Origin of the sequence: Yersinia canariae, from assembly GCF_009831415.1 — a bacterium.
Classification (GTDB): Bacteria; Pseudomonadota; Gammaproteobacteria; order Enterobacterales; family Enterobacteriaceae; genus Yersinia; species Yersinia canariae.
Genome location: NZ_CP043727.1, coordinates 2,542,348 through 2,563,248, shown reverse-complemented (window position 1 = coordinate 2,563,248; position 20,901 = coordinate 2,542,348). Strand labels below are relative to the sequence as shown.

Here is a 20,901-nt window from a genome sequence, read left to right as displayed (position 1 = left end):
AACGGGCCGATGTAATCAAAATTTATGCCGCCATTATACACATAATGACGATTTATCTCGATCATGCTGTTTCGTTGCGGGAATTGCTTTAATCGAAATAGGCGATAGGTAATTGATTTTTCTCACTCTGTGCTCGAGATCACGCTTCTGCTATCTGAAGTTTTCTGATGGATGTCCGATAACTAGTCATTAGCGTCTACAGATTGAATTTGGATTAACCCCATGGAAATGAATATCTATAAATGGCTGATAGTGATTTTGTTTGGGGGCGGGCTGGGTATCTTAGGAATGTGGTTTCTGACGGCAGATTCAGAACCTTCCGGACCAACCTTTGCGCAGTTAGTTGATCAATATGGAGTTCAAATAGAACATCGTTCAGGCAATAGCGTGAGATATGTTGGGTTCAAGAAAAACACACTTTATGAAGATTTTGATAGTGTTCAATTGAAGTTTACGGCCATAAACGACAAGTTCGAGCGTAGCCACGATTTGGCAGATAATAAGAAAAAGGCCGCAGATTGGGAGACCCTTTTTTGCAGCGATGAGCTACAAGATATTGCGGGTGAATATGACGGCAAGAGTAATCATTTTCTCGGGCGGGTTAGGGTGATTATTGCCGGTGTGATTCTGACCAGTGAAGGTCAGCAGGGAATCAATGCGTTGTGTAATAAAAATGAGTGAAACGCAAGGCCATTCCCCGGCACATCCAGGCTAACCGGGGAACGGAGTAAATCCTATGCCGTGGCTTTAAAGGAATGCAGACGATTCATCGCCTTGGTGATATCTTCTTTTAACAGCACTTCAGTACAGCGAATCGACTCATCAATTGCGTCATCAATTAAGGTTTGTTCGCTAGCGGGAGGTTTACCGAGCACAAAACCGGTGACTTTGCTTTTATCGCCAGGGTGGCCGATACCAATGCGCAAACGATAGAAATTTGGGTTATTCCCGAGTCTGCTCTGAATGTCCTTCAGGCCATTATGGCCCCCGTTGCCACCACCGAGCTTCAATTTCGCCACACCCGGCGGGATATCCAGCTCATCATGAGCAACCAAAATTTCTTCCGGTAAGATGCGGTAAAACCCCGCCATTGCCGCAACAGCCTTGCCACTTAAATTCATAAATGTAGACGGCACCAGCAAGCGCACATCCTGGCCTGCCAGATTTAACCGCGCGGTGTAACCGAAGAATTTGCTCTCTTCTTTCAGTTCTTGGTTATGACGCTGCGCTAATAAGTCCACATACCAGGCTCCCGCATTATGGCGAGTTTGGGCATATTCAGCGCCCGGATTTGCCAGCCCAACGATTAATTTAATGCTACTCACGTCGTCATTCGCTATTACTAAAGGAATTAAAGTGTGACAGTTTACCTGTCATGGGACGTAATAACAAAACCAAGCGGAAGATGGGTTCTTTTGACAAGGGCGACCACGGTCAGAGTGAAGTGTTAGTTTGCCGAGAGTTAATAGTTAGAAGGGTGAATAGTTCATTTGTGTAATAATTCAAATTCAGTGCCAAATAGCTGGATAATGTAAAGATTTGTCGGAATATATTTGCCAGTTGTGATCGCAAGCGCAATACCTTTACCGTCAGGCTGACTATACTTAGTTATTAAGTGGACATGAATAATCGCATTAAGCAAGCAATTTTGGACGCTCAGCGAAGTGATTATTTATTGGCAACTCAAGTGGAGGTGGCTTATGAAACGTAAAAGCGCAGCAATGCTCGGTAATGTGCTAATGGGTCTGGGATTGGTGACAATGGTCGTTGGGGTAGGTTACTCAATTTTAGCTGAAGTCACCCAGATTGGTTTACCACAATTCTTTGCCCATGGCGCGGTCATGAGTATTTTTGTTGGTGCACTACTTTGGCTGGTTGGCGCTCGTATTGGTGGTCGTGAACAAGTTGCTGATCGCTATTGGTGGGTTAAACACTTTGATAAACGGTGTAATCGTAACCAACGCCACTCATAAATTCTGAGTGTTACATGAAGCAGATGACAAATGGTAGCCTGTTTGCACAGCTTCGAATGAGCTGATGTTCAGGAGGAGTAAATGACGACTCAAGAATCTACTGATCAAGAGCCTATAGAACAAGAGTAGAAAACCCGTTGCAGCAGCAGCTTCAACGGGTTTTTCTTTATCTGCTTTATACCCACCATACTTCAAGCTGCATGTACGTTGGCTGCATTCGTTCACCCCAGTCACTGACTTGTGTAAGCTCTCGGGGATTTACTCAGTTGCCGCCTTCCCATAACTCGAATTATTTAGGGATAGTTTGCTCATCACATATTCGCAATGAATATCCCGCCATCATGCCCAATAGTGGCTCATTACAGTTTGCTGCGGCCAAATAGCACCGCAGGGATATCCACAACTCAATGCTGATTAATGCTCAAACATTGCAGAGATCGACTCTTCATTACTGATACGGCGGATGGCTTCAGCCAACATGCCGGACAGTGTCAGAGTACGTACATTTTTCAAGGCCTTGATTTCAGCTGACAACGGGATAGTGTCACAAACAATCACTTCATCAATGACGGAGTGTTTGATGTTTTCAACCGCGTTGCCGGAGAAGATCGGGTGAGTTGCGTAAGCGAATACACGCTTGGCACCACGTTCTTTCAAAGCTTCTGCCGCTTTACACAAAGTACCACCGGTATCGATCATATCGTCAACTAACACACAGTCACGACCAGCGACATCACCGATGATATGCATCACCTGAGAAACGTTAGCGCGTGGACGGCGTTTGTCGATAATCGCCATATCAGTATCGTTCAGCAGTTTTGCGATGGCTCTGGCGCGAACAACGCCGCCAATGTCTGGAGAGACAACAATTGGGTTTTCCAGATTCTGCTGCAACATATCTTCCAGCAGGATTGGGCTACCAAATACGTTATCAACCGGAACATCAAAGAAGCCTTGGATCTGTTCAGCATGAAGATCCACTGTCAATACGCGGTCAACCCCAACACTTGAGAGAAAATCGGCAACAACTTTGGCAGTGATAGGTACACGAGCGGAACGCACTCGGCGATCCTGACGGGCGTAACCGAAGTAAGGAATAACAGCAGTAATACGTCCTGCGGAGGCGCGACGCAGGGCATCAACCATGACAACCAGTTCCATTAGGTTATCGTTCGTGGGTGCGCAGGTGGACTGGATGATGAAAATATCACCACCGCGTACATTTTCGTTGATTTGCACGCTCACTTCGCCGTCGCTAAAACGACCTACAGCGGCGTCACCAAGACTGGTGTACAAACGGTTGGCAATACGTTGTGCTAGTTCCGGGGTGGCGTTACCAGCAAAAAGCTTCATATCAGGCACGAGAAGAACCTCAGGCATGCGTCCAGAGAAGATATTGTCAGATCAGTAATCACGGGCGATTATTCATACTGATTGCAATATACATACGGGTATTTAAAGCCAAAACAGTATTATGAACCGGCTTTCAATCAAATGAGACAGGTATTTTCACAAACTCAGGTCAGTGGTGCCATGATCTAGACCTGTGTTGTACATTCTTATCTGTGCTCACTGCTTTCAATTTTCCCAGAGCGTACGCAATGCAATGGCGAAACGTTCACTCCACGGGCGACAAAACCGTGCAACCACTCTGGGGCAATACTTAACACCTGCCGGGCCGATGACTCAGTGTCAAATTCAGCAAAAACACAAGCGCCGGTTCCGGTAAGGCGTGACGGAGCATATTCTAACAGCCATGAAAGAGCCTGTTCAACCTCGCGAAAACGTTTTCTTGCGATTGGTTCGCAATCATTTGCGTACGGAGTGCTTAAAAGCGCCGCCAGTGGGCGAACTGGCGTATTTCTTTTTAATTCAGGATCAGAAAAAATAATCGGCGTTGGGATGCTTACACCGGGGTGAACCACCAAATACCACTTCTCTTCGGGGGCAGCGGGTTGCAATTTCTCGCCCACTCCCTCTGCAAAGGCGGCATGGCCACGAACAAACACGGGCACATCGGCCCCTAATGTCAGGCCAAGGGTGGCCAATTCGTCATCAGATAAACCACATTGCCACAGAGTATTAAGTGCCACTAATACGGTGGCCGCATTGGATGAACCGCCACCGAGGCCTCCCCCCATGGGTAAACATTTTTCGATGCTGATATCTGCTCCCCGAGGCACTTTCGCCACTCCGGGATGCCGTTGCAGTAATCGCGCCGCGCGGATTATCAGATTTTGCTCATTTTCTATTCCGGCGATTGGGGTCAACAACCGAATTTGTTCGTCATCGCGCGGCACAATAGTTAATTGGTCGCCGTAATCGAGAAATTGGAACAAAGTCTGTAATAGATGATAACCATCAGCACGTTGCCCGGTGATATAGAGAAATAAATTCAATTTTGCGGGTGACGGCCAGACATGTTGATTGGTGCTAACCATGCTATTTGACCGTCCAGTTATCCATTTTCAGCTTAATGCGTTGCCCGCCTTGACTCAGTTCCATACGGCTAGGGAGTGCCGGGGTGACTTGAGTATTATATTCTTGATAATCAACTATCCACGTTACGCCATCTTGTTTGTAAGTCAGTTGTTTCAGACGGTATTTGTCATCGAGGGTAAAATCAGTGGTATCGCCCGGTAGCCCCAGAATCCATTGGCGTAAGCTTTCCAAAGGAATCGACATCCCCGTTAATTTTTGAATCATTTCTTGCGGGTCATCATTGACATAGCGCTTGCCTTGGTTATCCGTCAACTGGGTCATCCCCGGTTGCACAACCAATTCCAACTCAGTGCTACCCAACGGGTTGGTTAGCAAGAGACGATAGCGCTCAGGGGCAGTTTGTTGCCAGAAGAAACGGGCATAAACTTTTTGTTTTTCTGAGATATAGGCAAAAGCACCACGCGTTTGAAATTGGCTCAATTGCTGTAATTGTTGTTCGTGTTGACGCCATTGTGGCGATGTCGGGCTGGTCGCTGGGCCAGATGGCGGAGTGGTGCTACAGGCGGCTAGCAGTAAAGTAGCTAACGGAAGTAGGCGATAAAAACTGATTTTGCGCTGAGGCATATGGGTATAAATCCTATCGGTCGCAGGGTTTTCACTGGCGGCACGTTTTTATAAAGCAGCTTTATGATAAAGCAAATCGAGATGAATGACACTGCGCCCGCGAGCTAGCATAAATGCTGTTCAAATGGGCCCCGACCGATTTGTTTCTCCTTTGCCGCCTTTGGGCAACTCGAACTATTGAGGATATAAGCAATATTGTTGTACAGCAGACAACCAATTTTTGAGCATAATTTATGATAATAGTTAGGATATTGCACTGTGACTTTTATTGATCTCGCGCATCAAGTAGAATGCGGTTCAGACGAGAATCCATACTAACATCAGTATTACTCGAAGCCGTTCTCATGACTCTGCTTGCATTAGGCATTAACCACAAAACCGCACCTGTATCGTTACGTGAACGAGTGACATTTTCACCGGAATCTATCGATCAGGCACTTGCTAGCTTGCTCCAACAACCGTTGGTGCAGGGCGGTGTCGTGTTGTCTACGTGTAACCGAACTGAGTTATACCTCAGCGTAGAACAGCAAGAAAACTTGCACGAACAACTTATCGCCTGGCTGTGTAACTATCACCAGCTTAGCCCAGATGAAGTGAAAAACAGCTTATATTGGCATCATGGTAATGACGCCGTCAGCCATTTGATGCGCGTGGCCAGTGGGTTAGACTCCTTGGTATTGGGGGAACCCCAAATTCTGGGGCAGGTGAAAAAAGCTTTCGCAGAATCCCAACGCGAACAATCACTCTCTGGCGAATTGGAGCGGTTGTTCCAAAAAACCTTCTCAGTCGCCAAGCGGGTTCGTACAGAAACTGAAATTGGTGCCAGCGCTGTTTCGGTGGCATTTGCTGCCTGTACATTGGCGCGGCAAATTTTTGAATCATTGTCTGAACTGAATGTGTTGTTAGTTGGTGCGGGTGAAACGATAGAATTGGTAGCCCGCCATCTGCGAGAGCACCAAGTCAAGCATATGATTATTGCTAACCGTACCCGTGAGCGAGCGCAAGCCCTGGCCACGGAAGTAGGGGCTGAAGTGATTACTTTACCTGAAATTGATGCGCGTCTGGCCGATGCCGACATCATTATCAGCTCAACCGCCAGCCCACTGCCTATTATTGGTAAAGGGATGGTAGAGCGCGCTCTGAAAAGCCGCCGCAATCAGCCCATGTTGTTTGTTGATATTGCCGTGCCTCGCGATATTGAGCCGGAAGTGGGTAAATTGTCTAATGCCTATTTATACAGTGTTGATGATTTACAAGCGATTATTCAGCACAATATGGCGCAACGTCAGGCTGCAGCAGTTCAAGCTGAGTCGATAGTACAACAAGAAAGCATCAATTTTATGACCTGGCTACGCGCTCAGGGGGCGGTCGAAACCATTCGTGATTACCGTTCTCAGGCCGAACAGGTTCGCGGTGAGATGACGGCAAAAGCATTAGCCGCTATTGAACAGGGCGCTAATGTTGAACAGGTGGTTAATGAACTGGCCCATAAGCTGACCAACCGCCTGATTCATGCTCCCACCAAATCCCTCCAGCAAGCCGCCAGTGATGGCGATATGGAGCGGTTGCAATTATTACGCGACAGCCTTGGGCTGGATCAGCACTAGTTTCCTCTAATTACAGGGTTTAAAACCACGGATGAAGTCTTCTATTGTTGCCAAATTGGAAGCGTTACAAGAGCGCCACGAAGAAGTGCTAGCGCACCTTGGCGATGCCAATGTTATTGCCGACCAAGACCGTTTCCGCGCGTTATCACGTGAATATGCGCAATTGACGGATGTCACCCGCTGTTTTAAAGAATGGCGTAGTGTGCAAGATGATATCGAAGCCGCAGAAATGATGCTCGAAGATCCCGAAATGCGTGAAATGGCACAGGAAGAACTGAAAGAAGCTAAAGCTCGTAGTGAAGAGCTGGAACAGCAACTGCAAGTTCTGTTGTTGCCAAAAGACCCTGATGATGAACGTGATTGCTTCCTGGAAATCCGTGCCGGAACCGGTGGTGACGAAGCGGCTATTTTTGCCGGTGACATGTTCCGCATGTATAGCCGATATGCCGAAGCCCGCCGTTGGAAAGTGGAAATCATGAGCGCCAGTGAAGGCGAGCACGGTGGTTATAAAGAAGTGATCGCCAAGGTCTCCGGCGATGGTGTTTTCGGGCAGTTAAAATTTGAGTCGGGCGGTCACCGTGTTCAACGTGTACCCGAAACCGAATCACAGGGGCGCATTCATACCTCGGCTTGTACTGTTGCGGTAATGCCGGCTATCCCTGAGGCTGAAATGCCAGAAATCAATGCGGGTGATTTGCGAATTGATACTTTCCGCTCTTCAGGCGCGGGTGGTCAGCACGTCAATACCACGGATTCAGCCATTCGTATTACCCATATTCCAACCGGAATTGTGGTGGAGTGCCAGGACGAGCGCTCGCAACATAAGAACAAAGCTAAAGCTATGTCGGTGTTGGGCGCACGTATTCGTGCTGCAGAAATGCAAAAACGTCAGCAAGCCGTCGCTTCTGAACGCCGCAACTTGTTAGGTTCTGGCGATCGCTCTGACCGTAATCGTACTTATAATTTCCCGCAAGGGCGCGTGACTGACCATCGTATCAACCTGACACTCTATCGTCTGGATGAGGTCATGGAAGGCAAACTGGATATGCTTATCCAGCCAATTGTGCAGGAATATCAAGCTGATCAGCTCTCTGCGTTGTCTGAGCAAGATTAATGAATTATCAGCAGTGGCTGTCGTTAACGGCAGCCCGTTTTAGCCAAAGTGATAGTCCTAAGCGCGATGCCGAGATTCTACTGAGCTTTGCCACCGGCAGGGCGCGTACCTATTTACTGGCTTTCGGTGAAACCGTGCTTACCGCTGAGCAGTTAGCGGTGTTGGAGTCTTTGGCGGCCCGCCGTGAACTCGGGGAACCCATTGCCTATTTGGTCGGGGAGCGTGAGTTCTGGTCGCTGCCATTGAGTGTTTCCTCTGCCACATTGATTCCCCGCCCGGATACTGAATGCTTAGTCGAGCAAGCTTTGGCGCATTTAGCTAACACCCCGTGCCGCATTCTAGATTTAGGGACCGGCACCGGCGCAATTGCTTTGGCATTAGCCAGTGAACGCCCGGATTGCACCGTGGTAGGCGTTGATATCAAAGCTGATGCTGTGGCGCTGGCCCGTCATAACGCAGAAAAACTTGCGATAAATAACGCGCATTTCCTACAAAGCCGCTGGTTTGACTCAGTGGACGGACGATTTTCACTTATTGTCAGCAATCCTCCCTATATTGATGCCAATGATCCTCACCTTAATGAAGGCGATGTGCGCTATGAACCGCACAGTGCGCTGGTGGCACCGGCTGAAGGTATGGCGGATTTGATTGAAATTATTCGACAATCCCCCACCTATTTAGAGGCCGGGGGCTGGTTAATGTTGGAGCATGGCTGGCAGCAAGCTGAAGCAGTACAAAAACACCTTAACAATACGGGATTTAGTGCTGTAATGACGTATAAAGATTATGGTAATAATGATCGTGTCACTTTGGGCCAATGGGGGGCTTTATCAAGAAAGTTCCTGTGACAATCGAATTTACGTACTGAATATAGAGCGATGAATAATTAACAGAACCCATGTCATTGGTGTGGCAGCTCAACACCGCGGTATGTCCAGATGAACAGGGTAAAATAAGGAAGCGGAAGTCATGTGGATTGATTACATCGCCATGAAGTATTTGCATTTACTCACAGTGGTTATCAGTATTACGCTGTTTGTGTTACGTTTCTTCTGGAAATGTCGCGGTTCAGCTATGATGGATAAACGTTGGGTAAAAATAACACCGCATATCAATGATACCCTGTTGTTTGTCAGCGGTATTGTATTGATTTTTATTACCGGATTTTACCCTTTCAGCCCGCAAGGAACATGGCTGACTGAAAAGTTATTTGGCGTTATTATCTATATCCTGCTTGGCTATGTCGCATTAGGTAAGCGAACTCGCAGCCAGAATCATCGTTGGCTTGCCTTTATACTCGCATTGGGTTGCCTGTATTTGATTATAAAACTGGCAACAACTAAGTTACCACTGCTGATGGGATATCTATGAGTAGCATTGCTGATTTCGAATTTAACAACGCGTCCCTGTGTGATGGGGTGTTACTGGTTACCCAGGAGATTCGACAGAATTTTCCACTCGCTGATGTGCGCACCCAGCTGCAACAGCTCGTCGATGATGCCCGGGCCGCTATGCCCACCGATCTCAATCAGGATCAGCAATTAGAAGTGCTTATCGATCTGTTTTACCGCAAATGGAAATTTGGTGGTGCGGGCGGTGTTTATCGCCTGTCTGATGCTATCTGGCTGGATAAAGTGCTGGACAAGCGGCAGGGAACTCCAGTCTCTCTGGGGGTTATTTTCCTGCATATTGCCCATCAACTGGATTTGCCATTGATGCCTGTTATTTTTCCAACCCAATTAATTCTTCGTGCCGATTGGTTAGATGAAGAAATGTGGCTAATTAACCCATTGAACGGTGAAACACTCAATGAGCATATGCTCGAGGTGTGGATCAAAGGCAACTTGGGTTTGAGCGCCGAATTGGAAGATGAAGATTTGGAAGAAGCGGAAAATACCCTGATTGTGCGCAAAATGCTCGACACGCTGAAAGCTGCGTTAATGGAAGAAAAGCAGATGGAGCTGGCCTTGCGTGCCAGTGAAGCAGTCTTGGCTTTTGACCCCGATGACCCCTATGAAATCCGCGATCGTGGCCTGATTTATGCCCAACTGGATTGCAACCATATTGCCATCTCTGATTTAAGCTATTTTGTCGAACAGTGCCCGGAAGACCCCATTGCTGAAATGATAAAAATGCAGATCCACTCCATTGAGCAGCAACGAGTGACATTGCACTGATATTCTTTTCTATAGCGGCGCGTGACAGCATGAAATAGGCGCGGAGATATGCGCTGTTTGCTGTATCTAAGCCGCTGTAATTAATCTCGATTTACCCTTTATAAAGGTATTAGTATGAAACAGAAAGTGGTTAGCATTGGCGATATCAACGTAGCGAACGACCTGCCTTTCGTGCTGTTTGGCGGCATGAATGTGCTTGAGTCTCGTGATCTGGCGATGCGCATCTGCGAGCATTACGTGACAGTCACCCAAAAAATGGGGATTCCTTACGTCTTTAAAGCCTCGTTCGACAAAGCCAACCGTTCTTCAATTCATTCTTACCGTGGTCCAGGCCTGGAAGAAGGGATGAAAATCTTCCAGGAGCTGAAACAGCAATTTGGCGTAAAAGTCATCACTGATGTACACGAAATAAGCCAATGTCAGCCTGTTGCCGAGGTTGTTGATGTTATTCAGTTACCGGCATTTTTGGCGCGTCAGACTGATTTGGTTGAGGCTATGGCGCGTACCGGCGCAGTTATCAATGTGAAGAAACCTCAGTTTGTTAGCCCTGGTCAAATGGGCAATATCGTGGAGAAATTCAAAGAAGCCGGTAATGACCAGATTATTCTGTGTGATCGCGGAAGTAACTTCGGTTATGACAATCTGGTGGTTGATATGTTGGGCATCAATGTCATGGTGCAGGCGACTGGCGGTCACCCCGTCATTTTCGACGTCACTCACGCGTTGCAATGCCGTGACCCGTTTGGCTCCGCATCCGGTGGCCGCCGTGCTCAAGTGGCAGAATTGGCCCGTGCGGGTATGGCGGTTGGTTTGGCCGGGCTGTTTATCGAAGCTCACCCAGAACCTAACAGTGCTAAATGCGATGGCCCATCCGCCTTGCCATTAGACAAGCTGGAGCCGTTCTTGGTGCAGATGAAAGCTATCGACGATTTAGTGAAAAACTTCCCCGAGTTGGATACCAGCAAGTAATCCCAATAGCCTTGCCAATGACGTGGTAGTGGTGAATAAACAAAAGGCAGTGTAGAGATCTACGCTGCCTTTTTTGCACGCCATAACAATGATTTCAGTCTTGCCCGTTTCTCTAGTACCTAACCGGTCAGATAATTAGCTTTTCACACGCAAAGCATCCAGAGCTTCCGGCAACGAGCCATAAAAACTCAGTTTACCTTCAATTGGCTTCACTCGAGCTCTTGCCAGCGTCTTCAGGGGCTGGAAGGGGATATCCGTGATGATGAGTTGCTGATGCTCACCCAGGGCCTCAGTGAAGCGCAGAAACGCATTCAGCCCGCCGGCATCAAGGACCGGTACAGCATCCCATTGCAGAATGATAGTTTCGTAATTCTCGCTACGGCTGAGTAATTCGTTAAATATCCGCTCTGCGGCAGCGAAAAACAGTGGCCCGTTAACCCGCAATACCAAGCGGTGTTCGCTCATTTCTGCGGGCATTTCACTCAGGCGCGTCATGCGGGCAATACGGCGCATAAACAGCAGTGAGGCCAGAACAATACCCACCGTGATTGCAATCACCATGTCAAATAACACCGTCAGGCTCATACACAGCAGCATCACGATAATATCGTCTTTAGGGCCGCGGCGCAGTAAGTCGACAACTTTGTGAGCCTCACTCATGTTCCAGGCCACAATTAATAACAACGACGCCATCGCAGCTAACGGCAGATAAGACAACATCGGTGCCAGAACCAATAAAGCCAGTAACACGAGCAAGGAATGGACAATAGCAGATACTGGCGAGGTTGCCCCTGCACGGACGTTCGCCGCCGACCGCGCAATAGCGGCTGTGGCGGTGATGCCACCAAAGAATGGCGCGACCATATTACCCAGCCCTTGACCGATTAACTCACTGTTTGAGTGATGTTTTTGCCCGGTCATACCATCAAGAACCACCGCGCATAATAGCGACTCAATTGCCCCGAGCATTGCCATCGAAAAAGCAGCTGGCAGGAGCGCGGAAAGTGTCGCCCAGTTTAAGACAAATTCTTGCCCATTAGCGGCAGGAAGATGCCAGGGTAAGACAAATTGCGGCAAAATGGGCGGAATACCGTGGCCTTGCGTCCCGTCTGCCAATAAATAACCAAAGCGTGATCCGATAGTGGCGACCTGATGGTCAAAGAGGGATAACACGGCCATAACGGCTGTACCTGCGACGAGCGCGGGTAAGTGACCCGGTAACTTTAGTTTTAATCGTGGCCAGAGAATCAATACCATTAAAGTAACAGTAGCAATTAGAGTATCACTGAAGCTAATGGTTGGCATTGCCTGTGCCAGCGCGGACACTTTATCTACATAGGTTTCAGGTACTTCGGGGAGATGAAGGCCAAAGAAATCTTTTACCTGCATAGTGGCGATGGTGATGCCAATCCCCGATGTGAAACCAAGGGTGACTGACAGCGGAATATATTCGATTAACCGGCCTAATCTCCCCAGCCCCATGCACAGCAAAAATAGGCCGGAGAGTAATGTCGCCAGTAATAAACCAGCCAAACCAAATTGCTGTGATACGGGGTAAAGAATAACGACAAAGGCCGCGGTAGGGCCAGATACGCTATAGCGCGAACCCCCGCTGACAGCAATAACAATCCCGGCGATTGCGGAGGTATACAAGCCGTACTGGGGGGGAACACCACTGGCAATAGCCAGCGCCATAGCCAGTGGAATAGCAATAATACCGACAGTAACACCGGCAATTATGTCTTTGAGAAGTCTTTGAAGTGTATAGGTTTCTCGCCAGCAAGCGTCAATAATCGCGCTGAACGGCCTAATGCCGTTAATTCCGTGCGTTTTCATCTAAGGTGCGAACCAAATAAAGAAAAGACAAAATAAATGGCGGGCCAATAAGGGTCCGTCTCGAGTAGCAGAGAGCAACGATACGCCAATTTGCACGGTGAGATCTAGATGTATATCAATCTCTGACAGAAATATCGATAACGTCCAGTTTTATAGAGTGGATTAAATGAGCAGATTCATAGTGGGCGAGACAATTCCCCGCATGATTTAATAAAAAGTCACTATTATCGTCAGTAGCACCTTCTTTTAGTACCAAGTGTGAGAAACAGAGTGATACGGGTTAAAATCACCCATTGCAGGCTGTCGGAGGGTACGGCGCGGTGATTAGGAGATATCTTGTTACCTAAATAGAGGGCGAGGCCCCATAATGAAATTATTCAGGAATAAAGCCTATCTCGTAGCTAAAATTTAGGTTAAGAACTATTAATTTTGCTCAATATCTAAGGTTGCGATGAATAATATCAGACTAATAAGTGACTTAATCTTAGTGAGGAATTGGCTGTATCTATTTTGTCAAAAATCGCACCTGAGAATTCAAAGGGCTGATGCTACACCATGAGTGAATTAGATTCTTTGTCAACGCTATACCGAGATGCTTGTGTAACTTATGCAACTCTCTCAATAGGTTATTTCGCCTTAAGTAAGAACAGCCCCTTTTCTTATAACGGGGAGGTTTGGAAACGTATTTTGTTTGGTTTGATATCGGGGTTGGTATCACTTTACCTCAATCAAGAGCAGTGGGTTATTTCTGACTCCTTCTTCTACAGTTTCGAGTTGGTCCCGATTATTTTGGCCACTTTTTATGGTGGTTGGCTCAGCGGCGTGACGGCGCTGGCGATAAATTTCACTTTTTCTGGTTGGGTGACGCTAGATAATATATTAATAACTATAGTTTTTATCCCGCTTTTGTTCTCGAAAGTATGGGAGAAAAAGAATAACCGCGTCTTTTATATCACCATTATCTTAATTGCTATTTATCGAATTGTTACGGCCACTTTATTAGTCCCAGACGCATTTATATTGACTCAGGCCGTAGTATCTCAACTTATTGCAGCACTTTGCTTAGCTATTTGTTATCACGCACTAAATTTTAAAGAGCGCCATATTTCTGCCTATTTTGCGATGAAAAACAGGGCAAATATCGACAAGTTAACTCAGTTGAATAACCGGTCGAGTGTTGATTACCGGCTAGCCAGTATTCATAACAGTCGCCAAGCTTGTGGCCTAATGATTTTGGATCTCGACCATTTTAAATCTGTAAATGATACCTATGGGCATAATGGCGGTGACATATTGTTAGCTGAAGTGGGGAAACTATTGGCCGCAGTGATCAGGGATGAGGATTTTGTGGGGCGCTACGGCGGCGAAGAATTTATTATTATTACTCACAGCCATGATCCACAAGCGATTAAAACTGTGGCGGAGCGAATTCGACAGCGTGTTGAGAACTTGGATGTGGAATTACCCGATGGGCGAAAAGTAAAGGCGACCATTTCGATTGGCGCTTCTTTGTATTTATCCGGAATGTCGATGTTAAAGGCATTGAAAATGACGGATGAAGCCCTGTATCAGGCAAAGAATCAAGGTCGGAATCAGGTGGTTTATAGTCGATTAATGCCTTTTTCTCAATTGGGTGACCGTACACTTAAAGATAAACGCAAACGCCCTTTATAAAGAGCAGAATCCAGATTTTGTACCAAAGAAAAAGGCCCTGACTTACGTCAGAGCCTTTTGCTCAAATATGGCGGTGAGAGAGGGGTTCGAACCCTCGATACACTTACGCGTATACACACTTTCCAGGCGTGCTCCTTCAGCCACTCAGACACCTCACCGTACGTTACTGCGCTATGCACTGCAACGGGGCGGTACTATAGTGACCGGCAGACAGATGGTCAAGCAGTATTTATTTGTTGTTTGTCATCTGGTTATTCCGCATGCATATAGAGCAATTCACAGACAGATTTTGCCCATTTAATGCCAATTTAATGCCAATTTTTAGCCGAGGCAGGGGAATCGACCATCACATAATCGACTCCCAGATTTTTAGCTATTTGGTAGTCTTGATAGGAGTTTATTCCTATCAGCAGAACTTTAGTATTATGGTTCTGCCTAAAACAGGCTATAGCTTGTGGGTTCCAGATTAATTGCACTCGTGATGTGCCTTTGCCAAGGGTGAATTTTTCAACGATTTTAACATCGCGTTTTAATTCGAATGCATGATATTCATCTGAGCGCTTGCTTGATTCTTCGTTCTGAATTTTGGTGAATTCACAGTGATTTGCCATGATGGCATTGGCGAGGATTCTGCGGGTGCGGTTTCGTGGTTTGAATTTATTCATCGTCTTTGGCAGTGCGGCCAGATATTTCTTTTCGGTCGAATAAAATCTCACTCTATCCAATGAATTTGTTTCTGTGAGCAATTTATTGAATTTTTCTGTCATTGTGTCGGGGTCTGCATCAGGTGATTTAATATCAAGTATAAATTCTGCATTAGGGTAGGAAACAAGAACTTGTCTTAGTGACGGTATTTTTATCCCTAGACCACGATAAATATATTGCCCTTGAATATCAAAATGATAAGCCGCATCCAATTGTTGTAATTCCTCCCAATCGAGTGCTGAAACAGGGCCGTGACCATCAGTTAGCTCTTCAAGATCACTGGGTCGGTACAATATGGGGATGCCATTTTTAGTGAACTGAATACTCAACCAAATAACATTAGCATTATTTTGTAGCGACATTTCGATGGCGTGCAGGGTGTTTTCAGGGTGATCAGCAGTGCCAGCGCGATGCGCGACAATCATGGGGGTCGCAAATGTATTTTGCAGATAAAATAGGAGTAATAAAGCAGTAAAAGAGAGTTTCATATTTTTTTTGCCCTTATGGTTTATATCTCAGAGTGGAAGAACTTTCCACGTTGTAGCATGGGGCACCAGAGAGCAATATAATCAATTAATAGCAATTGAGTTTTATAATTAGTGGGGGATATTTATTGTTTATACCCGATAGAAATATAAAGACTGCAACAGGAGAAAAAGAATAGTCTGGCAGTTTTAGGGATAGGCTAAAAAATAAAAAAAACGGCAATCGAAATAACAGGTCTTGGGGAAAAACACCAAACTTGCTATTGATTGCCGCCGACTGACTACAGGCATTTAACCTGTAAGCTATTTTAATATGGCGGTGAGGGAGGGGTTCGAACCCTCGATACGCTTACACGTATACACACTTTCCAGGCGTGCTCCTTCAGCCACTCAGACACCTCACCGTGTTACTGCAATACATCTTTACTGCAATCAGCCCTGTTAAACATAGCCGACCGGCGTAATGTAGGTAAAAGTGTGCCCAACGTCAACCCTCTTATGAGTGCTTTATTCCTGTTTCGCTAAAGTTACCGCAGTTTGCTGATTTCATCGGCATTTCTTGCCTGTAGCACTTGCATCTGCGCGATAATCGCGGAAATCTATCAAGCACTTTCGCAAGGAGCTGGCAAATAATGAATATTATTTTTTATCACCCGTTTTTTGAAGCAAAACAGTGGTTGTCAGGGCTACAGTCGCGCTTGCCTACAGCGAATATCAGGCAATGGCGTCGTGGTGATACACAGCCAGCAGATTATGCATTGGTTTGGCAGCCACCTCAGGAAATGTTGGCCAGTCGTGTTGAATTAAAAGGCGTTTTTGCGTTAGGGGCCGGGGTGGATGCTATCTTGGATCAGGAGCGACGCCATCCGGGGACATTGCCTGCGGGAGTGCCACTGGTTCGGCTAGAAGATACAGGAATGTCTTTGCAGATGCAGGAATATGTGGTTGCGACAGTATTGCGCTATTTTCGCCGTATGGACGAGTATCAACTGCAACAACAACAGAAGCTGTGGCAACCCCTGGAGCCACATCAACACGATAAATTCACCATAGGGATTCTCGGTGCGGGTGTATTAGGAAAAAGTGTTGCCCACAAATTGGCTGAATTTGGTTTTACTGTTCGTTGTTGGAGCCGCACGCCAAAACAGATTGATGGTGTGACCAGTTATGCCGGTAATGAAAAGTTGCCGGCTTTCATTCAAGGGACACAATTATTGATTAATCTCTTGCCTAACACCCCTGAGACTGTCGGTATCCTTAATCAGTCGCTCTTTTCACAATTGAATGCCAACGCTTATATCATCAATATTGCCCGGGGAGCGCATCTGCTGGAAAGGGATTTGTTGGCAGCAATGAGTGCCGGTAAAGTTGCCGCCGCCACATTAGATGTGTTTGCAGAAGAGCCGTTGCCCTCGATGCACCCATTCTGGAGCCATCCACGCATCACCATCACCCCACATATTGCGGCTGTCACCTTGCCTGAGGCGGCAATGGATCAGGTGGTCGCAAATATCAAGGCCATTGAAGCGGGAAGGGAACCGGTAGGATTGGTTGATGTGGTGAGGGGGTACTGATTTAAGGGTTTCCACAGTTTGAAGGGGTTAACCGGCTGCCGGCGAGGTTTTAGCGCTGCTGATGAGAAGAATTCCTGCTATCATTAGCGGACTATGCTTTGCCTGCAAAAAAAGCTATCCCGCCTTAAAAGACTTTGTGGAGTAGTCATGTATCCTGTTGATTTACATATGCATACCATTGCCAGTACCCATGCTTACAGTACTCTGCACGATTATATCGCCGAAGCTAAGCTAAAAAATATCAAACTGTTCGCCATTACCGACCATGGCCCGGATATGGCTGATGCTCCTCATTATTGGCACTTTATGAACATGCGAGTATGGCCGCGATTAGTTGATGGCGTGGGGATTTTGCGGGGTATTGAAGCCAATATTAAAAACCTGGAAGGTGACATCGATTGCACTGGCCCAATGCTTGATGCCATCGATTTGCTCATTGCCGGTTTCCATGAGCCAGTGTTCCCGCCTCAGGATAAAGCCGCCAATACCCAAGCAATGATTGCCACTATGGCGCAGGGAAATGTCCATATTATTAGCCACCCCGGTAACCCCAAGTATCCGGTTGATATTAAAGCTATTGCTGAAGCCGCCGCAAAGTATAACGTGGCGCTGGAATTGAATAACTCATCTTTTACACATTCACGTAAAGGGAGTGAAGCGAATTGCCGCGCGATTGCTGAGGCTGTGCGTGATGCGGGGGGATGGTTGGCTTTGGGTTCGGATTCTCATATTGCCTATTCATTGGGGATTTTTGAGCACTGTGAGCGCATTATTGCCGAAGTGAATTTCCCACAAGAGCGTATTTTGAATGTTAGCCCACGTCGCTTACTCAATTACCTTGAACAACGTGGCCGACCACCGATACCTGAGTTAGCCGCGTTGTAACTTTTTATGTGACGTTGTCACAATTTTTGATTTAAAAAACGTATAAAAAACAGGATGATGTAAATGAACGATTTTTCCCTGATGTGCCGTATCCTTGGGTCACTCTTTTATCGCCCGCCACAAGATCCGCTGCTAGAACCTCTTTTTACACTGATAAGTCAGGGGAAATTGGAACAGCATTGGCCGTTAGAGCAAAGTGAGTTACTTGCACGCCTGCAACGGGAGTATCAACCTGATGTTTTGGCCACTGACTATAATGCGATGTTTGTCGGTGACGAACGCAGCGTATCACCTTACGGTTCCGATTATGAAGATGCTCGCCCGGAAGCAGAAGTTCGCGCCTTTTTGCAACAACGCGGTATGCCGTTAGGCGAAGGGCCGACAGACCATTTTGGTGGTTTATTATTAGCGGCATCTTGGTTTGAAGATCAAGCAGAGCAAGATGAAGTAGCTGCGCAAATTGCGCTGTTTAATGACTATTTACTGCCGTGGTGTGGCCGTTTTCTTGGCAAAGTAGAAGCCCATGCCACCAGCGGTTTTTATCGTACTTTGGCACAATTGAGCCGCGAAGCACTGCAAGCCATGTGGGATGAATTATCAGAAAACAGTGACACGGAGGAGTAACCTCCTCCGCCATCAATGTGAATAATGTGCTGTGCTAATTAGTCGGTCAGTGGGATGACTAATTGGCCCGGCTTCACTTCTAAACCTTTCGCCAGTTTTTTCGCCATGCCTTCTGCTTTACTCTTCTCGCCGTCCAGCACATAGGCGGGCTGCTGATCAAAATAAGATTTCAAAGACTGATTCAAATAAGGGGTCAGCGCTTTCATCACTGAGTCCATTTTCTCCGGTTTAACGGTATAGTCAGTCAATTCCATATCTTTCAGGAAAATGGCCCCTTTTTCGCGATCAAATGTCGGCTGCGCTTTTAAGGTCAATGTCATATCAGCGGTTTGTGGCCCGAGAATGGAGGTGATATCCACTTTGGCATTACCCGTTAAAGTCACTTTGCCGGGCTCCGCACGACCAATCTGGCTCTGCAACTGTGTTAGCGTAATATGTGCATCAACCAGCCCGGGAATGCCAATCTGTTTTTCATAGTTATTATGCTTTTGCAGATAGTCATTCACTTCTTGCTCACTCAGTGTGTACTGAGTCAGTTGGTTACAGCCGACCAGTGTCGCAGTAACAACCAGCGCCGCCGCGCCCCACATTAATTTATTCATTAAAGCCTCGTAGCAATATGCGCAATAACATTAAACAAACTAAATTTGCTCAATAGTAACTGGTTAATCTGCTGTTTTGTATTATTTACCGCATTTGTTCAACTGCGGTTTGGGATGGGGAATAGTGCGGTAGATCGCGCCCATTGCCAATCAGATAACCCTGAATCCACTCGCAGTGAGACGACAAAAGACTCGCCGGAAATAAGGCTGCGCCGGCGAGTGATTGTTAGCTGCCGCTCAACATAGCTGACTCAATACGGCGCTGGTTGAATTGCCAATAAAGCCCGACGAGCGTAATTAACCCAATGATACCTAACAGGAACCACGGTAACTCCGGCATTTCCAATGTTCGGCCCGTATCATACATCCAGCCACCGCCGGTATAGCCTAATGCACCACCCAGTGCCAGCCCGAGGCGACTAAAGCCCATGTAGCTCCCTCGCGCGCGTGAATCTGCCAGTGACGCACTCAGTGTTTCACGCGCCGGTTCGGCAATAATGGAGCCCATATAGAAGAAGCAAATAAACATAAACAATGTTTGCAGATGAGTAATAAAGCCCACAGGGAACAGACTTAATGTCATTATCAGCAAGCCAAACATTAAACGTTGTTCAAGGCGAAAACGTTTTTCACTCCACCGGGCAATCGGGTACAGCAAGGTCAAAGAGAGCGCGGCCTCAATGGCGTACATCCATTTAACGGCGGCAGGAGAGCCGGCAATCTCATTGACCACGATAGGCAGCATTAGCATGACCTGCACTGACAGCATGTAATAGCCGGTTAGCGTCAGTACATAGGTTACAAAACGGCGATCGCGCAGCACCCGCATCAGGCCTTCTTTCATGGGTGCCCGCACGGTTGATATTCTGTAAGCCGGCAATAGCCACATGTTCCAGCCCGCAGCCAATATAAAGATAACCGCGCCAGTCCAGCAGACGAAATGGAAGTCATATTGCAGTAACCAGCTCCCGATTAATGCGCCAATCACCGCACCGGCACTGTCTTGCATCATTAATAGGGAGTAGAACCGGCCGCGCTCATGCGGGCGCGTCAATTTGATAACCAGGGCGGTACGCGGAGGGTCGAACAGAGTGCCGCCCAGCCCCGACAATGCGCAGGCTAGCCAAAGTATCCAAGGTTCGTCAGCCATCGCCATGAGTGCGAAGCCCGCAGCCCGCATCAACATGCCAGTGACTATCATGGGCTTGGCACCAAAACGGTCAGCGATAGCACCGCCGAAGACCCCAAGCCCCTGCTGAACTAATTGCCTGAGTCCTAAGGCGAGGCCGACAAGCACCGCAGCCCAACCCAATTGGTCGACAAATCGGATAGAAATGAGTGGAAATACGACGAAAAACCCTAACACAACTAATAAATTATCAAGCAATAAGAAGTATTTACCCAAGCTTCTAGCTTGCGATACCAAGGCCATGCTTCACCGTCAGAAATTTAAAAAGGAGGGAATAAATAATTTGCTTATAGTTTGCAGCATTATACAAACTATTCCATTGTGAGAGCAGTAATATCATAACAATTAATAGCAGTTAGATTGATAATATTTTTATCGTCAATACGTTACCTCATCAACACTTTCATAATAAAATGCCTTT

General features: G+C 47.0%; 20 protein-coding genes and 2 tRNA genes. 12 read left to right on the top strand and 10 right to left on the bottom strand.

Translation table 11 applies throughout. The annotated features are described in order from the left end of the window. Positions 1-222: 222 nt before the first annotated feature. Positions 223-681 (top strand): hypothetical protein, encoded by a 459-nt coding sequence (locus tag F0T03_RS11785; RefSeq protein ID WP_159678471.1) that lies wholly within the window; start codon positions 223-225, stop codon positions 679-681. 53 nt (positions 682-734) lie between these two features. On the opposite strand, the gene pth is transcribed toward F0T03_RS11785, so the two are convergent. After that, positions 735-1,325 (bottom strand): aminoacyl-tRNA hydrolase, encoded by a 591-nt coding sequence (pth, locus tag F0T03_RS11780; protein WP_145556937.1) that lies wholly within the window; start codon positions 1,323-1,325, stop codon positions 735-737. Positions 1,326-1,700: 375 nt separating this feature from the next. On the opposite strand from pth, the gene ychH reads away from it, so the two are divergent. Further along, complete coding sequence (ychH, locus tag F0T03_RS11775) at positions 1,701-1,973, top strand: stress-induced protein YchH (RefSeq protein ID WP_025378055.1); 273 nt, start codon at positions 1,701-1,703, stop codon at positions 1,971-1,973. 414 nt (positions 1,974-2,387) lie between these two features. Here the strand turns inward: ychH and prs are convergent, their stop codons facing one another. From prs to lolB, 3 genes are all read right to left on the bottom strand, one after another. Then, positions 2,388-3,335 carry a ribose-phosphate diphosphokinase gene (gene prs, locus F0T03_RS11770; RefSeq protein ID WP_004390739.1) on the bottom strand — a complete coding sequence of 316 codons (948 nt, stop codon included), beginning with the start codon at positions 3,333-3,335 and terminating at the stop codon, positions 2,388-2,390. A 197-nt stretch (positions 3,336-3,532) separates the two neighbouring features. Continuing rightward, complete coding sequence (gene ispE / locus F0T03_RS11765; protein ID WP_159678467.1) at positions 3,533-4,414, bottom strand: 4-(cytidine 5'-diphospho)-2-C-methyl-D-erythritol kinase; 882 nt, start codon at positions 4,412-4,414, stop codon at positions 3,533-3,535. Between the two features lies 1 nt (position 4,415). Then, complete coding sequence (gene lolB, locus F0T03_RS11760) at positions 4,416-5,039, bottom strand: lipoprotein insertase outer membrane protein LolB (protein ID WP_159678465.1); 624 nt, start codon at positions 5,037-5,039, stop codon at positions 4,416-4,418. Between the two features lie 344 nt (positions 5,040-5,383). On the opposite strand from lolB, the gene hemA reads away from it, so the two are divergent. The 6 genes from hemA (at position 5,384) to kdsA (ending at position 10,906) form a co-directional block, all read left to right on the top strand. Next, positions 5,384-6,646, top strand: a complete 1,263-nt coding sequence (gene hemA, locus F0T03_RS11755) for a glutamyl-tRNA reductase (RefSeq protein ID WP_145556932.1) — start codon at positions 5,384-5,386, stop codon at positions 6,644-6,646. Positions 6,647-6,677: 31 nt separating this feature from the next. Next, positions 6,678-7,760, top strand: coding sequence for a peptide chain release factor 1 (prfA, locus tag F0T03_RS11750; protein WP_145556931.1), 1,083 nt, complete (start codon positions 6,678-6,680; stop codon positions 7,758-7,760). Next, positions 7,760-8,608, top strand: a complete 849-nt coding sequence (prmC, locus tag F0T03_RS11745; RefSeq protein ID WP_159678463.1) for a peptide chain release factor N(5)-glutamine methyltransferase — start codon at positions 7,760-7,762, stop codon at positions 8,606-8,608. Before prfA ends, prmC begins: the two co-directional genes overlap by 1 nt. 121 nt (positions 8,609-8,729) lie before the next feature. Then, positions 8,730-9,131: a SirB2 family protein gene (locus F0T03_RS11740; protein ID WP_145556929.1), complete on the top strand. Its 402-nt coding sequence runs from the start codon at positions 8,730-8,732 to the stop codon at positions 9,129-9,131. Next, positions 9,128-9,937, top strand: coding sequence for an invasion regulator SirB1 (gene sirB1 / locus F0T03_RS11735; RefSeq protein ID WP_145556928.1), 810 nt, complete (start codon positions 9,128-9,130; stop codon positions 9,935-9,937). Before F0T03_RS11740 ends, sirB1 begins: the two co-directional genes overlap by 4 nt. A 114-nt stretch (positions 9,938-10,051) precedes the next feature. Beyond that, positions 10,052-10,906, top strand: coding sequence for a 3-deoxy-8-phosphooctulonate synthase (kdsA, locus tag F0T03_RS11730; protein WP_159678460.1), 855 nt, complete (start codon positions 10,052-10,054; stop codon positions 10,904-10,906). Between the two features lie 135 nt (positions 10,907-11,041). On the opposite strand, the gene dauA is transcribed toward kdsA, so the two are convergent. Beyond that, positions 11,042-12,742 (bottom strand): C4-dicarboxylic acid transporter DauA, encoded by a 1,701-nt coding sequence (dauA, locus tag F0T03_RS11725; RefSeq protein ID WP_145556926.1) that lies wholly within the window; start codon positions 12,740-12,742, stop codon positions 11,042-11,044. Positions 12,743-13,297: 555 nt separating this feature from the next. Between dauA and F0T03_RS11720 the strand changes: the two genes are divergently transcribed. After that, positions 13,298-14,416, top strand: a complete 1,119-nt coding sequence (locus F0T03_RS11720; protein ID WP_145556925.1) for a GGDEF domain-containing protein — start codon at positions 13,298-13,300, stop codon at positions 14,414-14,416. A 68-nt stretch (positions 14,417-14,484) separates the two neighbouring features. Here F0T03_RS11720 and F0T03_RS11715 read toward each other — a convergent pair. The 3 genes from F0T03_RS11715 to F0T03_RS11705 all read right to left on the bottom strand — a co-directional run bounded on the left by F0T03_RS11715 (position 14,485) and on the right by F0T03_RS11705 (position 16,010). Then, positions 14,485-14,574 (bottom strand) — tRNA-Ser (locus F0T03_RS11715). A gap of 150 nt (positions 14,575-14,724) precedes the next feature. After that, entirely contained in the window at positions 14,725-15,609 is an 885-nt protein-coding gene (locus tag F0T03_RS11710; RefSeq protein WP_145556924.1) for a glycerophosphodiester phosphodiesterase family protein, read from the bottom strand. Positions 15,610-15,920: 311 nt separating this feature from the next. Next, positions 15,921-16,010 (bottom strand) — tRNA-Ser (locus F0T03_RS11705). A gap of 228 nt (positions 16,011-16,238) precedes the next feature. Between F0T03_RS11705 and ghrA the strand changes: the two genes are divergently transcribed. From ghrA to F0T03_RS11690, 3 genes are all read left to right on the top strand, one after another. Then, the gene (gene ghrA / locus F0T03_RS11700) at positions 16,239-17,180 is read left to right on the top strand and encodes a glyoxylate/hydroxypyruvate reductase GhrA (protein ID WP_145556923.1); all 942 of its coding nucleotides are present in this window, start codon (positions 16,239-16,241) and stop codon (positions 17,178-17,180) included. A 147-nt stretch (positions 17,181-17,327) separates the two neighbouring features. Next, positions 17,328-18,065, top strand: a complete 738-nt coding sequence (locus F0T03_RS11695) for a phosphatase (RefSeq protein WP_145556922.1) — start codon at positions 17,328-17,330, stop codon at positions 18,063-18,065. 63 nt (positions 18,066-18,128) lie between these two features. After that, on the top strand, positions 18,129-18,689 hold the full coding sequence (locus tag F0T03_RS11690) for a TorD/DmsD family molecular chaperone (protein WP_159678458.1): 561 nt from the start codon (positions 18,129-18,131) through the stop codon (positions 18,687-18,689). A 38-nt stretch (positions 18,690-18,727) separates the two neighbouring features. Here F0T03_RS11690 and F0T03_RS11685 read toward each other — a convergent pair whose 3' ends face one another. After that, positions 18,728-19,291: a lipoprotein gene (locus tag F0T03_RS11685; protein ID WP_145556920.1), complete on the bottom strand. Its 564-nt coding sequence runs from the start codon at positions 19,289-19,291 to the stop codon at positions 18,728-18,730. A gap of 226 nt (positions 19,292-19,517) precedes the next feature. Beyond that, the gene (gene mdtH, locus F0T03_RS11680) at positions 19,518-20,723 is read right to left on the bottom strand and encodes a multidrug efflux MFS transporter MdtH (RefSeq protein WP_145556919.1); all 1,206 of its coding nucleotides are present in this window, start codon (positions 20,721-20,723) and stop codon (positions 19,518-19,520) included. Between the last annotated feature and the right edge of the window lie 178 nt (positions 20,724-20,901).

What these genes read in the sequence shown, in the direction of transcription:
- F0T03_RS11785 (WP_159678471.1), top strand. Translation starts at nt 223, where the DNA reads ATGGAAATGAATATCTATAAATGGCTGATAGTGATTTTGTTTGGGGGC.
- ychH (WP_025378055.1), top strand. Translation starts at nt 1,701, where the DNA reads ATGAAACGTAAAAGCGCAGCAATGCTCGGTAATGTGCTAATGGGTCTG.
- ispE (WP_159678467.1), bottom strand. Translation starts at nt 4,414, where the DNA reads ATGGTTAGCACCAATCAACATGTCTGGCCGTCACCCGCAAAATTGAAT.
- lolB (WP_159678465.1), bottom strand. Translation starts at nt 5,039, where the DNA reads ATGCCTCAGCGCAAAATCAGTTTTTATCGCCTACTTCCGTTAGCTACT.
- hemA (WP_145556932.1), top strand. Translation starts at nt 5,384, where the DNA reads ATGACTCTGCTTGCATTAGGCATTAACCACAAAACCGCACCTGTATCG.
- prfA (WP_145556931.1), top strand. Translation starts at nt 6,678, where the DNA reads ATGAAGTCTTCTATTGTTGCCAAATTGGAAGCGTTACAAGAGCGCCAC.
- prmC (WP_159678463.1), top strand. Translation starts at nt 7,760, where the DNA reads ATGAATTATCAGCAGTGGCTGTCGTTAACGGCAGCCCGTTTTAGCCAA.
- F0T03_RS11740 (WP_145556929.1), top strand. Translation starts at nt 8,730, where the DNA reads ATGTGGATTGATTACATCGCCATGAAGTATTTGCATTTACTCACAGTG.
- sirB1 (WP_145556928.1), top strand. Translation starts at nt 9,128, where the DNA reads ATGAGTAGCATTGCTGATTTCGAATTTAACAACGCGTCCCTGTGTGAT.
- kdsA (WP_159678460.1), top strand. Translation starts at nt 10,052, where the DNA reads ATGAAACAGAAAGTGGTTAGCATTGGCGATATCAACGTAGCGAACGAC.
- dauA (WP_145556926.1), bottom strand. Translation starts at nt 12,742, where the DNA reads ATGAAAACGCACGGAATTAACGGCATTAGGCCGTTCAGCGCGATTATT.
- F0T03_RS11720 (WP_145556925.1), top strand. Translation starts at nt 13,298, where the DNA reads ATGAGTGAATTAGATTCTTTGTCAACGCTATACCGAGATGCTTGTGTA.
- F0T03_RS11710 (WP_145556924.1), bottom strand. Translation starts at nt 15,609, where the DNA reads ATGAAACTCTCTTTTACTGCTTTATTACTCCTATTTTATCTGCAAAAT.
- ghrA (WP_145556923.1), top strand. Translation starts at nt 16,239, where the DNA reads ATGAATATTATTTTTTATCACCCGTTTTTTGAAGCAAAACAGTGGTTG.
- F0T03_RS11695 (WP_145556922.1), top strand. Translation starts at nt 17,328, where the DNA reads ATGTATCCTGTTGATTTACATATGCATACCATTGCCAGTACCCATGCT.
- F0T03_RS11690 (WP_159678458.1), top strand. Translation starts at nt 18,129, where the DNA reads ATGAACGATTTTTCCCTGATGTGCCGTATCCTTGGGTCACTCTTTTAT.
- F0T03_RS11685 (WP_145556920.1), bottom strand. Translation starts at nt 19,291, where the DNA reads ATGAATAAATTAATGTGGGGCGCGGCGGCGCTGGTTGTTACTGCGACA.
- mdtH (WP_145556919.1), bottom strand. Translation starts at nt 20,723, where the DNA reads ATGGCCTTGGTATCGCAAGCTAGAAGCTTGGGTAAATACTTCTTATTG.